The following is a 13,878-nucleotide window of genomic DNA, read 5'->3' on the forward strand; positions in this document are numbered from 1 at the left end:
GCCGCCCGCAGCGAGGAGGATTCTGATGACGACGCCGTGGCTGGTCGCCGACGTGGGCGGCACCAACGCGCGGTTCGCGCTGGTGGACGGCCCGGGCGCCGCGCCCGAGCGGGTCGTGTCGCTGCCCACCCGGGAGCACACCGGCCTCGCCGAGGCCGCGGCCGCCTACCTGGCCGGGCACGCCGGGGGAGCGCGGCCGTCCGCCGCCTGCCTGGCCGTCGCCGGGCCGGTCGCGGACGGACGGATCCACCTGACGAACGCGGGCTGGGCCGCCGACACCGTCGAGCGCGCCCGCGCCCACCTCGGCATCGACCGCCTCACCGTGATCAACGACTTCGAGGCGCTGGCCTGGTCGCTCCCCGGGCTCGGGCCGGACGACCTGCTGGCCGTCGGCGGCGCGCTCCCGCCCGCCGACGGACCGCGCGCCGTGCTGGGACCGGGCACCGGCCTCGGGGTGGCGGGCCTGGTCCCGGTGCCGGGCGGCGGCTGGGTGCCGGTCGCCGGCGAGGGCGGCCACGTGGACGTCCCGGCGGGCACCGACCGCGAGATCGAGATCATGCGGCTGCTGCGCGCCGAGCTGGGTGTCGCGAACGCCGAGTACCTGCTGTCCGGCGACGGCCTGGCCCGGACGTACCGGCTGCTGGCGATGCTGAACGGCGCCCGCGTCCAGCCGCTGACCGCCGCGATGATCGTGGAGCGCAGGGACGACCCGGCCTGCGCCGAGGCGCTCGCGCTGTTCTGCGGGCTGCTCGGCTCGTTCGCCGGGAACGCCGCGCTGACCCTCGGCGCGCGCGGCGGCGTCTACCTCGCGGGCGGCATCCTGCCGCGCATCCCCGGCGTCCTGGAGGCGAGCGACTTCCGCCGCCGGTTCGAGGACAAGCCGCCGGTCACCGACTTCCTCAAGGCGATCCCGACCGCCCTGATCGTCCACCCGTATCCGGCCCTGGTCGGCGCGGCCCTCCGCCTGGCCCACGAGACCTCCTGACCACCACCCCGCCCCTAGTGGAGATGGCATGAACGCCCGCGAACTGCTCGACCTCGCCCCGGTCGTCCCCGTCGTCGTGCTGGACGACGCGGACGCCGCCGTCCCGCTCGCCCGCGCGCTGGTCGCGGGCGGCCTGCGCGCGATCGAGGTGACGCTGCGCACGGACGCCGCCATCGCCGCGATCGAGCGGATCGCCGCCGAGGTGCCGGACGCCGTGGTCGGCGCGGGCACGGTGGTCACGCCGTCCGACGCCCGGCGCTCGCTGGCCGCGGGCGCGAAGTTCCTGGTCAGCCCCGGCTGCACGCCTGCCCTGCGGGACGCGATGACCGAGACCGGGCTGCCGTTCCTGCCCGGGGTGTCCAGCGCGTCCGAGGCGATGGCGCTGCTGGAGCACGGCATCACCGAGATGAAGTTCTTCCCGGCCGAGGCGGCCGGAGGCACCGCCTACCTGAAGTCGCTCGGCGGGCCGCTGCCGCAGATCCGGTTCTGCCCGACCGGCGGGATCACGCCCGAGTCGGCGTCCCGCTACCTCGCGCTGCCGAACGTCGGCTGCGTCGGCGGCAGCTGGCTCACCCCGGCGGACGCCGTCCGCGCGGGCGACTGGGACCGCATCGAGTCCCTCGCGAAGCAGGCCGCCGCCCTGGCGGCCTGACAAGGACCCGCGGCCTCCCGGCCCACGGGGGTGGGGACCGGGAGGCCGCGTACTACTTCCCGTCGAAGCCTCGTCAATGGGACGTGCGGCGGTGCCGGCGCGTGCGGACCAGCAGCGCCAGCGCCCGCACGATCCACAGGATCATCACCACGTGGAACACGGCGAGCAGCGCCGTGCCGACGCCCGCGCTGAGCGCCACCACGCCGAACAGGACGGCGAGCACCGGGAAGACCACCGGCCGCCGGTGGTGCCCGCGGAACGCCGGATGCCCCGCGCCCACCCACACGGGCGGACGTCCCGGAACCCACATCGGCGCCGGCCCCCGCCGTCCGCGGTGGCCGTGCGGACCGCGGCGCCCGTGCCCGAACGGGCCGGGCCCGAAGGACACCGGAACCGCGACGGGCTCCCGCTCGGGGGCGGGGAGCCCGTTCGGTTCCGGCAGGTCCCGGACGACGTGCCGCAGGTCGGCGAGCGTCCTGGCGGCGAGCGCCGCGCCGAGCCGCTCGTCCAGCTCGCCGCGGTCGATCCGTCCGGCCGCGAAGTGCTCGTGCAGTGCGAGCGCGACCGCGTCCCGCTCGGCGTCCCCGACCCGCAGCGCGTCCCGCCCGGACGCCCGCGCACCTGCGGGCTGCGCGGGCTGCGGTGTGCCTGCGTTCCGCGCGGGTGGCGGTGCGCCTGCGTTCTCGGGGTGGGGGGTGTTGGAGGGCACGGTCACTCCTCGGGGGTGGACGGGGCGCCGGGGGCGTCCTCGGCGAGGATGCGGTAGAGGTCGCGGCGGGCGGTCGTGAGGATCTCGACGGCGCGCCCGACGCCGTCCGGCCCGCCGGAGCGGAGCACCTCCATGGCGGCCGCGCCGGTGCCGGCGACGGCCTTGAACAGCTCCGGGACGCCCTCGCCGAACTCGGGGGCCATCCGCGCCCACGGCTCGGCCAGCTCGTCGGCGTGCTCGCCCGCGTACGCGCGGCCCTCGTCGGTGAGGTGGAAGACGCGCCGGCCGCCGTCCTCCTCGGACGCGACCAGGCCCTCGTCGGCGAGCTGCTGGAGCGCGGGGTAGACCGCGCCCGGGCTCGGCCGCCACGCGCCGCCGCTGCGCTCGGCGATCTCCTGGATCACCTGGTAGCCGTTGCGCGGCTGCTCGGCGAGCAGCGCCAGGATCGCCGCCCGCACGTCGCCCTTGCGGGCCCGTCCGCCGGGACCGCCGAACCGGCCGCGCTTCCAGGGCGGTCCGCCGGGGCCGAACGGCCCGGGCCCGCCCCAGCGGCTGAAGTCCTCCCAGGACCGCGGGTCGCCGCCGAACGGCCACCCGCCCGGGCCTCCCGGGCCGCCGTGGCCGCGGAAGCCGTGTCCCCAACCCATGTTCACCACCGCCTTCTGAGAGATCTCTTTGAACTCTCGCGATACGACAACGATATATCGAAGACGTTCGGCGGTCCAGGGTGGTTCCCGGCCCCGACGGACGATCAAGGTCCCGGACCGAGGTATGTTGATGTCGAGATAAATTCCAGATAGCTTGATGTCGAGAGAAAATCGGCGGAAGTTAGGCGAGCCTGAGTCCCGGGCGGGTGGCGGGGTACGGCAGGATCAAGGGAGGGGCGGACGAGCCCGTCCGACCGGCCCTGAACCGGCCCCGGGTCGCACTCCACGACCGGCCGCTGCCGGCGGGGCGGCCCCGCCCTACAGAGACGAACATTGAATTCCGCCGCACTCGCGTCCCGGACCGGACGTGCGGCGGTACGGAGGAGGAGTCCGTGTCCGCGAACAGCTTCGGCGCCCGCAGCGAGCTGCGTGTCGGCGAGAAGTCCTACGAGATCTACCGGCTGGACGCCGTCGAGGGCTCGGCCCGGCTCCCGTACAGCCTGAAGGTGCTGCTGGAGAACCTGCTGCGCACCGAGGACGGCGCCAACGTCACCGCCGACCACGTGCGCACGCTGGCGGGCTGGGACTCCCAGGCCGCGCCCAGCCACGAGATCCAGTTCACCCCGGCCCGCGTGATCATGCAGGACTTCACCGGCGTGCCCTGCGTGGTGGACCTGGCGACCATGCGCGAGGCCGTCCGCGACCTCGGCGGCGACCCGACCCGGATCAACCCGCTCGCGCCGGCCGAGATGGTCATCGACCACTCCGTCATCGTCGACTACTTCGGCAGCCCCGAGGCGTTCGAGCGCAACGTCGAGGTCGAGTACGAGCGCAACAGGGAGCGCTACCAGTTCCTGCGCTGGGGCCAGACCGCGTTCGACCAGTTCAAGGTCGTCCCGCCCGGCACCGGCATCGTGCACCAGGTGAACATCGAGCACCTGGCCCGCGTGGTGTTCGACAACGAGGGCACCGCCTACCCCGACACCTGCGTCGGCACCGACTCGCACACCACGATGGAGAACGGCATCGGCGTGCTCGGCTGGGGCGTCGGCGGCATCGAGGCCGAGGCCGCGATGCTCGGCCAGCCGATCTCCATGCTGATCCCGCGGGTCGTCGGCTTCAAGCTGACCGGCCAGCTCCCGGCGGGCACCACCGCCACCGACCTGGTGCTGACCGTCACCGAGATGCTGCGCAAGCACGGCGTGGTCGGCAAGTTCGTGGAGTTCTACGGCGAGGGCGTGCACGAGCTGCCGCTCGCCAACCGCGCCACCATCGGCAACATGAGCCCCGAGTTCGGCTCCACCTGCGCGATCTTCCCGATCGACGACCAGACCCTGTCGTACCTGCGGCTCACCGGCCGCTCCGAGGAGCACATCGCGCTCGTCGAGGCGTACGCCAAGGAGCAGGGCATGTGGCTCGACCCGTCGGTCGAGCCGGAGTTCTCCGAGTACCTGGAGCTCGACCTCGCGACGGTCGTCCCGTCGCTGGCCGGCCCGAAGCGCCCGCAGGACCGCATCTCGCTCTCGGCCGCCAAGGAGACCTGGCGCCGCGACGTGCAGAACTACGTCAAGCAGGGCGACGAGGCGGGCATCGAGTCCTTCCCGGCGTCCGACGCCCCGGCCGAGCACGACCACGGCAACGGCGACCGCCCGCACCGCCGCACCCTCGTCCGGATGGACGACGGCAGCGAGTTCACCATCGACCACGGCGTCGTCGCGGTCGCGGCCATCACCTCGTGCACCAACACGTCCAACCCGTACGTGATGGTCGGCGCGGGCCTGCTCGCCAAGAACGCGGTCGAGAAGGGCCTGACCCGCAAGCCCTGGGTCAAGACCTCGCTCGCCCCCGGCTCCCAGGCGGTCACCGACTACCTGGAGCGCGCGGGCCTCACCCCGTACCTGGACAAGATCGGCTACAACCTGGTCGGCTACGGCTGCACCACCTGCATCGGCAACACCGGACCGCTGCAGCCGGAGATCTCCAAGGCGATCAACGACAACGACCTCGCGGTCACCGCGGTCCTGTCGGGCAACCGCAACTTCGAGGGCCGGATCAGCCCCGACGTGAAGATGAACTACCTGGCCTCGCCGCCGCTGGTCATCGCCTACGCGCTCGCGGGCACGATGGACATCGACATCCTGAACGACCCGATCGCCGAGGACGCGCAGGGCGAGCCGGTCTACCTCAAGGACATCTGGCCGTCCACCGACGAGGTCGCCGAGATCGTCGAGTCGTCCATCGGCCAGGAGATGTACATCCGCACCTACGCCGACGTCTTCAAGGGCGACGACCGCTGGCGCGGCCTGGACATCCCGACCGGCGGCACCTTCGAGTGGGACGCCGACTCCACCTACGTCCGCAAGGCCCCGTACTTCGACGGGATGGCCATGGAGCCGGCCCCGGTCTCCGACATCAAGGGCGCGCGGGTGCTGGCGAAGCTGGCCGACTCGGTCACCACCGACCACATCTCCCCGGCGGGCTCGATCAAGGTCGGCACCCCGGCGGCGCAGTACCTGCAGGAGAACGGCGTCGCGGTCAAGGACTTCAACAGCTACGGCTCGCGCCGCGGCAACCACGAGGTCATGATCCGCGGCACCTTCGCCAACATCCGGCTGCGCAACCAGCTGCTGGACGGCGTGGAGGGCGGCTACACCCGCGACTTCACCCAGCCCGGCGCGCCGCAGGCGTTCATCTACGACGCCGCGCAGAACTACGCCGCCGAGGGCACCCCGCTGGTCGTGCTGGCGGGCAAGGAGTACGGCTCCGGCTCGTCCCGCGACTGGGCGGCCAAGGGCACCGCGCTGCTCGGCGTCCGCGCCGTCATCGCCGAGTCCTACGAGCGCATCCACCGCTCGAACCTGATCGGCATGGGCGTGCTCCCGCTGCAGTTCGCCGAGGGCGAGTCGGCGACCTCGCTGGGCCTGACCGGCACCGAGACCTTCGAGATCACCGGTGTCGAGAAGCTCAACGAGGGCGAGACCCCGCGCGAGGTGACGGTGAAGGCGACGGACCCGGCCGCGCACGGAGCTGGCAAGGAGTTCAAGGCCGTCGTCCGGATCGACACCCCCGGTGAGGCCGACTACTACCGCAACGGCGGCATCATGCAGTACGTCCTGCGCAACCTGCTGCGCAAGTAGGCGCCACTGCTCGTCCGGACGGGCCGTCCCCATTTCGGGGGCGGCCCGTTCCGCGTTTCCGGACGTCCGGAAGCGGCGAATTTCCTTTGAGGTCAAACGAGGGGTATGTGGCCTCATAGGATGTATGAGGCATTTGTGATCACTGTGTCAGCGATGGAGGTGGCATGGCCCGCCAGACGAGTCACGGCGCGAAGCAGGCTCTCGCGAGTCAGGCTCTGGGGTCCCCGTGGGGCGACGAGACGGCCGTGGTGGACGCGCTGCTGGACTGGACGCGCCGCCGGGTCGTGCGGTCGAGCGACCCGAAGAGCACCGCGCGGCCCGCGTCCGAGCTGGCCGACGCGGCCGGCAAGACCGTGACGCCGTCCGGCATCGGCGCGCGCGAGGCGATGCGGGTGTTCGAGGACGTCCTGCTGCCCGCCACCCGCGCGATGGACGACCCGATGCACCTGGCCTACATCGCCGCCGCGCCGTCCCGCACCTCCATGGCCTTCGACTGCGTGGTCAGCGCCGCGAACGTGTTCGGCGGGCACTGGGAGACCGGCGCGGGCGCGATCCACGCCGAGAACGAGGCCCTCGCCTGGCTGGTCGGGCTGCTCGGCTGGCCCGAGACCGCGGGCGGGACGTTCGTCTCCGGCGGCACGACCGGCAACCTGTCCGCGCTCGCGACCGCCCGCGAGACCGCCCGGCACCGGCTCGGCGGGCGCCCCGAGGGCGGCTGGCGGCTCGCCTGCACCGGCGAGGCGCACTCGTCGATCAAGTCGGTCGCGCGGCTGCTGGACGCCGACGTCGTCGAGGTCCCGGACGACCGGGGCCGGATGACCGGCGCGGCCCTGCGCGACGTCCTCCAGGCCGAGCGGGACGCCGGACGGACCCTCTTCGCCGTCGTCGCCACCGCCGGGACGACCAACGGCGGCATCATCGACGACCTCGCCGGCGTCGCCGACGCCTGCGCCGAGTTCGGCGCCTGGATGCACGTGGACGGCGCGTACGGCGGCGCCGGGCTCGCCGCCCCGTCCGTCCGGGACCGCTACGACGGCATCGAGCGGGCCGACAGCTTCATCGTCGACCCGCACAAGTGGCTGTTCTCCACCTACGACTGCTGCGCGCTGATCTACCGCGAGCCGCGCTACGCCCGCGCCGCGCACACCCAGCACGCCGGGTACCTGGACGAGGTCGACCGCGAGCAGTGGAACCCGTCCGACCTGGCCGTCCAGCTCACCCGCCGCACCCGCGGCCTGCCGTTCTGGTTCGGCCTCGCCACGCACGGCACCGACCGGTACACCGAGGCCGTCGAGACGACTCTCGCCACGTCCCGCCGGGTCGCCGACTACATTCGCGACTCGGGCCACCTGCGGCTGCTGCAGGAGCCGGACCTGTCCGTCCTGCTGTTCGAGCGGACCGGCTGGACCGAGGAGCAGTATTCGGCCTGGTCGCGGCAGAACGCGGCGGATGGCGTCATCCTGTGCGTCCCGACCAGGTTCGAGGGCCGGAGCGTCCTGCGGCTGGCCTTCGTCAACCCGATGACCCGCGCCGACAAGGTCATCCCCGTCCTCGACACCCTGGTCTAGGCGCTACTCGGGTTCGGCGGGCGCCGAAACGGGCGCGGTTCCGGGGATGCGGGTGCGGGACGCGGGGTTGCGGCGTCCGACCACGAAGTACAGGACGATCAGCGAGCTGAGCATGAGCGCGCCGATCGGGCTCGCGAGCGCCACCAGCGCCGCGACCAGGTAGCCGACCGGGCCGAGCAGCGACTGCCGCCGCGCCCGGGCGGCCGTCCCACGCGCCGCCTCGTGCATCAGCTCGGGGTGGCGCGCCAGATGGTGCCAGAACAGCGTGAACCACCCGGACGACACCGCCATGGACACCGCGTAGAACACCGCCGCGTCGGCCGCGTGCGGGCGCGTGAGGTGCTCGCCGAGGGTGGCCGTCGGCAGCGGCAGGAAGCTGATCGTCGCCAGCAGGCCGAGGTTGAGGAACAGCAGCGTCCGGTCCACCCGGACGACCCGGTGGAACAGGTTGTGGTGGTGGATCCAGGCGATCCCGATCACCAGGAACGTCACCGCGTAGGAGTCCAGCGCCGGCCACTCGTGCCGCAGCGCCGACCACACCGGCTCGTCCCGGCCCGGCCGGTGCACGTCCAGGATCAGCAGCGTCGCGGCGATCGCGATCACGCCGTCGCTGAAGGCCTGCAGCCGGGCCGGGCTGATCGCCAGCTCGGCGTCGGCCTGCTCCGGGGGAGAGGTGAGGGGTTCGGACATGGGGGCTCCCGGGGAATGAACGTCGGCGTCCTTGGAAGGATCAAACTATGGCTGACACGAAGAGAATCGGATCCCTGGACGTCTTCCCGCTGTGCCTGGGCGGCAACGTCTTCGGCTGGACGGCCGACCGGGACGGCTCGTTCGCCGTCCTGGACGCCTACCGCGCGGGCGGCGGCAACTTCCTCGACACCGCAGACGGCTACTCGGCCTGGGTGCCCGGCAACAGCGGCGGCGAGTCCGAGACGATCATCGGGGAGTGGCTCGCGTCCCGCCGGAACCGGGACGAGGTGATCGTGGCGACCAAGGTCGGCGCCCACCCGGACCGCAAGGGCCTCGCGCCGGACAACATCCGCGCCGCCGCCGACGACTCGCTGCGCCGCCTCCAGAGCGAGTACATCGACCTGTACTACACCCACTTCGACGACGAGTCGGTGCCGGTCGAGGACATCATCGGCGCGATGGACGAGCTGAAGCGGTCCGGCAAGGTCCGCGAGATCGCCGTCTCGAACATCTCGCCCGAGCGGCTGGAGGCGTCCCTTGCGGCCAGCGAGAAGGAGGGCCTGGCCAAGTACGTCGCGATCCAGCCGCACTACAACCTCGTCCACCGGGACGACTACGAGGGCGCCCGGATGGACATCGCGCAGCGGCACGGCCTCGCCGCCGTCCCGTACTACGCGCTCGCGTCCGGCTTCCTGACCGGCAAGTACCGCCCGGGTGAGAAGGTCGACAGCCCGCGCGCGCAGGGCGCGGGCAAGTACCTGGACAGCGAGCGCGGCCAGAAGGTCCTCGCCGCGCTGGACGCGGTCGCCACCGAGCGGGACGTCCCGCACGCCACGGTCGCGCTCGCCTGGCTCGCGGGCCGTCCGACCGTCGCCGCGCCGCTCGCGAGCGCCCGCACGGTCGAGCAGCTCCCGGCCCTGATGCGGGTCGCCGACGTCACCCTCACCGAGGACGAGACCCGCCGCCTCGACGAGGCCTCCGCCTAGCGGACGGCCCGGCTCCCGCAAAGGGGATATCGCTTCGCATAGCGGATCTTGGTGGTTGTAGCGTTCCGGCGTGCTTCCGTCCACCTTGTTCCTCGTCGTCGGCGGCCTGGCCGTCCTGGTCGGCGCCATCGTGCAGAGCAGCATCGGGTTCGGCGTCGGGGTGGTCGCGACACCCGTCGTCGCGCTGCTCTTCCCGAACCTGATGCCGGGCGCGCTGCTGGTCGCGGCTACCGTCACGCCGATGTTCACGCTCGTCCGCGAGGTCCGGCACGCCGACCTGTCCGGCCTCGGCTGGGCCTTCGCCGGACGGCTCGCCGGGACACCGCTCGGCGTGTGGGTCGTCGCCGTCCTGTCGGTGCGCGGGATGGGCCTGGCGGCGGGCTCGCTGGTGCTCGTCGCGCTCGCCGTGACCGCCTACTCCGGCTCCGTCCCGCGCAACCCGGCCACGCTCGCCGCGGCCGGGATGTTCGCCGGGCTCGGCGGCACCGCCACCGCCATCGGCGGCCCGCCGATCGCGCTGCTCTACCAGCGCGAGAGCGGCCCCCGGGTGCGCGGCACCCTGGCGATCTTCTTCACCCTCGGCACGCTGATCTCGGTGATCACCCTCGTCGCGCTGCACCAGATGCCCGAGCGCCAGCTCGTCGCCGGGTTCGCGCTCACCCCGTTCGTCGCCGCGGGCTTCTTCGCCGCCGGGCCGCTGCGCCGCTACCTGGACGGCGGACGCACCCGCACGGCCGTCCTGGCCCTGGTCGCCGTCTCCGCCACCGCGCTCATCGTGCGTAACCTGATCTGATGCCGAAGCCCACCTCCCCGCGCCCGTTCCCGCGTCCCACGAAGGACGACTTGGAGGCCGCGAAGGACCGGGTGATCCCGGACGTCCTGCCGCCCGAGGACGTCCCGCTGCGGGTGCTGTTCACCGGGATCAACCCCGGGCTGTACTCGGGCGCGACCGGGCACCACTTCGCGCGTCCCGGCAACCGGTTCTGGCCCGCGCTGTACCGGTCCGGGTTCACGCCGCGGCTGCTGCACCCGTCCGAGCAGGACGAGCTGGGCGCGCTCGGCCTCGGCATCACCAACCTCGCGCCCCGCACGACCGCCCGCGCCGACGAGCTGACGCCCGAGGAGCTGCGCGAGGGCGGGAAGCGCCTCGCCGAGCTGGTCGAGCGCTGCCGTCCGCGGTTCCTGGCCGTGCAGGGCGTTACCGCGTACCGCACCGCGTTCGGGCACCCCAAGGCGCAGATCGGCCTCCAGGACGACATGATCGGCCCGGCCCGCGTCTGGGTCCTGCCGAACCCCAGCGGCCTCAATGCGAGCTGGCCCCTCGACCGCATCGCGGGCGAGCTGGCGCGCCTGCGCGAGGCCGCCGGCGCCTGACCCGCCGGGACGGCCCGCCAGGACGGGCCGCCGGGACGGGCCGCCGGGACGGGCCGCCGGGACGGGCCGCCGGGACGGGCCGTCGGGCAGCGGCCGTGTCCGCATCCGGACGGCGCCGGAAGGCGGTTCTGGCTTATCCGCCCGCATCCGGATAGGCGACAATCCCTCCGGGGTTACGACAAGTCACCGGGGGCGGCGATGGCCGAAATGGTGTTCTTCACCGACAACTACCAGGATCACTCGACCCACGAGGGATACCAGTTCGAGTTCTTCTGCGAGCGCTGCGGCAACGGCTACAGCTCGCCGTTCCAGCACTCGGTGACCGGCTTCGGGGGCCGGCTGCTGCAGCTCGGCGGCGACCTGGTCGGCGGCGAGGTCGGGGACAAGGCGTCCCGCTTCGGATGGGACGCGCAGTGGCTGCGCTCGTCCACCCGCGGCCGGACCCGCGACCGCGCGCTCGCCAAGGCCGTCGAGGAGATGGCGCCGCACTTCGTCCAGTGCCACCGCTGCGGCGACTGGTCCTGCAAGGCGATCTGCTGGAACGCCGAGCGCGGGCTGTGCACCCGCTGCGCGCCGAAGCTCGACCAGGAGATCGCAGGCATGCAGGCCGCCGCGCAGGTCGACCAGCTCAACGACAAGATCCGGCAGCAGGACTGGACGGCCGGCGTCGACTACAAGGCGCAGGCCACGGCGCGCTGCCCGTCCTGCGGGGGCGACTGCGGCACCGGCAAGTTCTGCCGCGAGTGCGGCCACGCCCTGGCCGCCGCGCCCGCCGAGAACAAGAAGTTCTGCACCAACTGCGGGACCGACCTCGGCGACTCGAAGTTCTGCGGCGGCTGCGGCTGGCCCGCCGGCTGACCGCGGCCCACGGCGCGGGCCCGGAGGTGCCGCCCGCGGCGCGGGCTGGGGCGCAGAGAGGTCAGCCGGGGCTGGACGTCGTGGAGGCGAGCATCGTGCGCACCTCCGTGACGAGGGTCGCGGACGGTTCCCAGAGGCCGACCTTGCCGAGCGCCACCACCGGGCGGGGCAGCGGGGTCACGTCCGCGAGCCGCCAGTGGTAGGTCTCGGCGTCGGCCCACGGGCCGCAGTCGCATGTACCGTCCAGGACGGCGCCGTCGCAGACGTCCTCGATCTCGGCGACCGCGATGACCGCGCCGACGGTGGCGAGGGGGTCGCCGGGGTCCCACCCGGCGGCGAGGACGAGCGGCGAGTCGCACGCGCCGAGGTCCACCCGCAGGGAGGCGTACACCAGGACCGGGCCCCGGTACGCGGTGGGCGACGGCTGGTTGAACACGCCCTTGCCGCCCCGCGCCATCGCGAACGCCCACGGCTGCTGGACGCTGATCGCCCTCAACCCGTCACCTCCAGTTCTCGCCCGTCCCTCCATCCTGTCCGGTGGAGGCGGCGGGCGTCGCACGGTCGCCGCGAGTACCCGTCCCCGCCGAACGTATCCGCACCGCCGCGACAGGCGGAGGTGTCCGCAGGGACAGCCGTCCCTGTTGTTCGGACAACGAGCGGGTGGGGCGGATGGTTCAGCTCTGCACCAGTCGTGTGTAAGCGATGACGTTGTCGACGTAATGGCCGGTTTCGCGGTCGAAGTCGCCGCCGCAGGTGACCAGGCGCAGGGCCGCGTAGTCGAGGTCCTCGGCGTAGATCTTCTCACCCGGGAAGGCGGACTTGGCAACCCGCTCCACCCGCTGGACGGCGAACTCGGCGGTCCTGCCGTCCTTCCGGACGACCTGGACGCGGTCCCCCTCGCGCAGCTCGGTCAGCTTGTTGAAGACGGCCGCCGCGCCGCGCGCGTCCACGTGCCCGAGGACCACCGACGGGCCGGTCTCGCCGGGGGTCGGGCCGTCCTTCCACCAGCCCGCGAGGTTCGGCTGGTCGAGCGGCGGGACCTCGATCGTCCCGTCCGGCTTCAGGCCCAGGCCGGTGACCGGCGCGGACACGCCGAGCTTCGGGATCTTGATGGTCGCGGGCTCCGACCGCGGCAGCGCGGACGTCGCATACCGCACCGGCCCCGCCGGACGAGGCCGCGCCCGCCCACCGGGCGTGCCCGGCCCGTCCGCATAAGGCGAGTCATCCCCGCACCCGCCCGCCAGCAAGCCCGCGACGAGCACCCCGCTCACCAGAGCGAGGTGTCCGAGCGTGGTGCGACGGCGGGGGATCAGGATCGTCCCTTCGTCGCGCGGCGGCGGAGGGCCAGGCCGGTGCCGGCGAGGACGACGACCGCGGCGCCGGTGCCGATCAGCGGCGTCCGGTCGGCGGGGCGGCGGGCGGTGCTGCCGTCGCCGGTCTCGGGGGCGCCCTTGGGGATCTGCGGGCCGGGCGCCACCTCGTCCTTGCCCGGACGGGTGCTGAACACGACGTGCCTGTAGCCGGCGCAGCTGATCGTGACGCGGACGATCGAGGGCAGCGACTTCTCGAACGTCGCCGTCGCCTCCCAGGAGTCCTTGTCGGTCTCCTTGAACCGCGGTTCCTCGACGAAGGACGACGAGGACGCGCTCGCCTCGGTCGGGCAGTGCACCTTCATGCCGAGCGTCCCGCCCGGCATGACCGTCCGGGTGGAGAGGTCGACGTCGTCGAAGCCGAAGTGGAACCCGCCGTCACCGCCGTGGCCCTTGCCGGGCGGCGGCGGGGGAGGCGTGGTCGTCTTCTCCGGGACGGTCGCGAACAGCGTGAGCGTGCGCGGCCCGCTCGCCGTCATGCAGCCGAACTTGGTGAGGTAGGAGTTGCCCGGCTTGAGCCCCGGCTGCGTCGCGCCGATCCCGCTCCAGGACGTCCCGCCGGACTTGTCGAAGTGCGCCGGGTCACCCTTCACGAAGATCTCGTTCTGGTCGCCGACGGACGGCTCGGTCACGCACCCGTCGATGTGGACGGTCACGTCGTCGCCGGGCGCGAACCGCTTGGGCTCGATCGAGACCGAGGGGGCGCCGGGGGCCGGGGCCGCCAGCGCGGGCGCGGCCCCGGCCGCCAGCGACCCGATCAGGACGGCCCCGGACGCGCCGCCGGCGGCCGCGATGCGTCGGACGGTGCTGCTGCCCATGGGAACCCCCTGAGATCGTGCGCGTGCCAGGTCACGAGGCGACTCGTAACGGGGCAGTGTAGAGACAGAGATCACTCCTGTGCG

Annotated in this window: 14 protein-coding genes; 8 read left to right on the plus strand and 6 right to left on the minus strand. The window is 73.1% G+C overall.

The features are described from left to right. Positions 1–25 precede the first annotated feature (25 nt). Positions 26–985, plus strand: a complete 960-nt coding sequence (glk, locus tag FHU30_RS06565; RefSeq protein WP_253872926.1) for a glucokinase — start codon at positions 26–28, stop codon at positions 983–985. A 28-nt stretch (positions 986–1,013) separates the two neighbouring features. Beyond that, positions 1,014–1,637 carry a bifunctional 4-hydroxy-2-oxoglutarate aldolase/2-dehydro-3-deoxy-phosphogluconate aldolase gene (gene eda / locus FHU30_RS06570; protein WP_253872929.1) on the plus strand — a complete coding sequence of 208 codons (624 nt, stop codon included), beginning with the start codon at positions 1,014–1,016 and terminating at the stop codon, positions 1,635–1,637. Positions 1,638–1,710: 73 nt separating this feature from the next. On the opposite strand, the gene FHU30_RS06575 is transcribed toward eda, so the two are convergent. Both FHU30_RS06575 and FHU30_RS06580 read right to left on the minus strand, forming a co-directional pair. Next, positions 1,711–2,346, minus strand: coding sequence for a DUF1707 SHOCT-like domain-containing protein (locus FHU30_RS06575; protein WP_253872931.1), 636 nt, complete (start codon positions 2,344–2,346; stop codon positions 1,711–1,713). A gap of 2 nt (positions 2,347–2,348) precedes the next feature. Next, on the minus strand, positions 2,349–2,993 hold the full coding sequence (locus FHU30_RS06580) for a PadR family transcriptional regulator (RefSeq protein ID WP_253872933.1): 645 nt from the start codon (positions 2,991–2,993) through the stop codon (positions 2,349–2,351). Positions 2,994–3,385: 392 nt separating this feature from the next. Here FHU30_RS06580 and acnA point away from each other — a divergent pair, with 392 nt between their 5' ends. Together acnA and FHU30_RS06590 are read left to right on the plus strand one after the other, a co-directional pair. Beyond that, positions 3,386–6,130 (plus strand): aconitate hydratase AcnA, encoded by a 2,745-nt coding sequence (gene acnA / locus FHU30_RS06585; protein ID WP_253872936.1) that lies wholly within the window; start codon positions 3,386–3,388, stop codon positions 6,128–6,130. 164 nt (positions 6,131–6,294) lie between these two features. Beyond that, positions 6,295–7,698: a pyridoxal phosphate-dependent decarboxylase family protein gene (locus tag FHU30_RS06590; RefSeq protein WP_253872939.1), complete on the plus strand. Its 1,404-nt coding sequence runs from the start codon at positions 6,295–6,297 to the stop codon at positions 7,696–7,698. A gap of 3 nt (positions 7,699–7,701) precedes the next feature. Here the strand turns inward: FHU30_RS06590 and FHU30_RS06595 are convergent, their stop codons facing one another. Next, positions 7,702–8,388: a TMEM175 family protein gene (locus tag FHU30_RS06595; RefSeq protein ID WP_253872940.1), complete on the minus strand. Its 687-nt coding sequence runs from the start codon at positions 8,386–8,388 to the stop codon at positions 7,702–7,704. Between the two features lie 47 nt (positions 8,389–8,435). Between FHU30_RS06595 and FHU30_RS06600 the strand changes: the two genes are divergently transcribed. From FHU30_RS06600 to FHU30_RS06615, 4 genes are all read left to right on the plus strand, one after another. Further along, the gene (locus FHU30_RS06600) at positions 8,436–9,374 is read left to right on the plus strand and encodes an aldo/keto reductase (protein ID WP_253872943.1); all 939 of its coding nucleotides are present in this window, start codon (positions 8,436–8,438) and stop codon (positions 9,372–9,374) included. 70 nt (positions 9,375–9,444) lie between these two features. Further along, a complete protein-coding gene (locus FHU30_RS06605; RefSeq protein WP_253872945.1) occupies positions 9,445–10,167 on the plus strand; it encodes a sulfite exporter TauE/SafE family protein in 723 nt (240 codons plus the stop codon). Then, positions 10,167–10,748 (plus strand): G/U mismatch-specific DNA glycosylase, encoded by a 582-nt coding sequence (mug, locus tag FHU30_RS06610; protein ID WP_253872947.1) that lies wholly within the window; start codon positions 10,167–10,169, stop codon positions 10,746–10,748. Before FHU30_RS06605 ends, mug begins: the two co-directional genes overlap by 1 nt. A 198-nt stretch (positions 10,749–10,946) precedes the next feature. Further along, positions 10,947–11,606 carry a hypothetical protein gene (locus FHU30_RS06615; RefSeq protein WP_253872949.1) on the plus strand — a complete coding sequence of 220 codons (660 nt, stop codon included), beginning with the start codon at positions 10,947–10,949 and terminating at the stop codon, positions 11,604–11,606. A gap of 61 nt (positions 11,607–11,667) precedes the next feature. Here the strand turns inward: FHU30_RS06615 and FHU30_RS06620 are convergent, their stop codons facing one another. The 3 genes from FHU30_RS06620 to FHU30_RS06630 all read right to left on the minus strand — a co-directional run bounded on the left by FHU30_RS06620 (position 11,668) and on the right by FHU30_RS06630 (position 13,794). After that, positions 11,668–12,102 carry an ASCH domain-containing protein gene (locus FHU30_RS06620; RefSeq protein ID WP_253872952.1) on the minus strand — a complete coding sequence of 145 codons (435 nt, stop codon included), beginning with the start codon at positions 12,100–12,102 and terminating at the stop codon, positions 11,668–11,670. Between the two features lie 178 nt (positions 12,103–12,280). Further along, positions 12,281–12,877: a class F sortase gene (locus FHU30_RS06625; RefSeq protein ID WP_253872955.1), complete on the minus strand. Its 597-nt coding sequence runs from the start codon at positions 12,875–12,877 to the stop codon at positions 12,281–12,283. A 38-nt stretch (positions 12,878–12,915) separates the two neighbouring features. Continuing rightward, a complete protein-coding gene (locus FHU30_RS06630; protein WP_253872958.1) occupies positions 12,916–13,794 on the minus strand; it encodes a GVDTG sorting domain-containing protein in 879 nt (292 codons plus the stop codon). Between the last annotated feature and the right edge of the window lie 84 nt (positions 13,795–13,878).

Source organism: Actinomadura rupiterrae (genome assembly GCF_024172125.1).
Taxonomy (GTDB): Bacteria; Actinomycetota; Actinomycetes; order Streptosporangiales; family Streptosporangiaceae; genus Spirillospora; species Spirillospora rupiterrae.

Excerpts from the sequence above, each read along its gene's own strand:
- glk (WP_253872926.1), top strand. The coding sequence starts at position 26 with ATGACGACGCCGTGGCTGGTCGCCGACGTGGGCGGCACCAACGCGCGG.
- eda (WP_253872929.1), top strand. The coding sequence starts at position 1,014 with ATGAACGCCCGCGAACTGCTCGACCTCGCCCCGGTCGTCCCCGTCGTC.
- FHU30_RS06580 (WP_253872933.1), bottom strand. The coding sequence starts at position 2,993 with ATGGGTTGGGGACACGGCTTCCGCGGCCACGGCGGCCCGGGAGGCCCG.
- FHU30_RS06590 (WP_253872939.1), top strand. The coding sequence starts at position 6,295 with ATGGCCCGCCAGACGAGTCACGGCGCGAAGCAGGCTCTCGCGAGTCAG.
- FHU30_RS06595 (WP_253872940.1), bottom strand. The coding sequence starts at position 8,388 with ATGTCCGAACCCCTCACCTCTCCCCCGGAGCAGGCCGACGCCGAGCTG.
- FHU30_RS06600 (WP_253872943.1), top strand. The coding sequence starts at position 8,436 with ATGGCTGACACGAAGAGAATCGGATCCCTGGACGTCTTCCCGCTGTGC.
- mug (WP_253872947.1), top strand. The coding sequence starts at position 10,167 with ATGCCGAAGCCCACCTCCCCGCGCCCGTTCCCGCGTCCCACGAAGGAC.
- FHU30_RS06615 (WP_253872949.1), top strand. The coding sequence starts at position 10,947 with ATGGCCGAAATGGTGTTCTTCACCGACAACTACCAGGATCACTCGACC.
- FHU30_RS06630 (WP_253872958.1), bottom strand. The coding sequence starts at position 13,794 with ATGGGCAGCAGCACCGTCCGACGCATCGCGGCCGCCGGCGGCGCGTCC.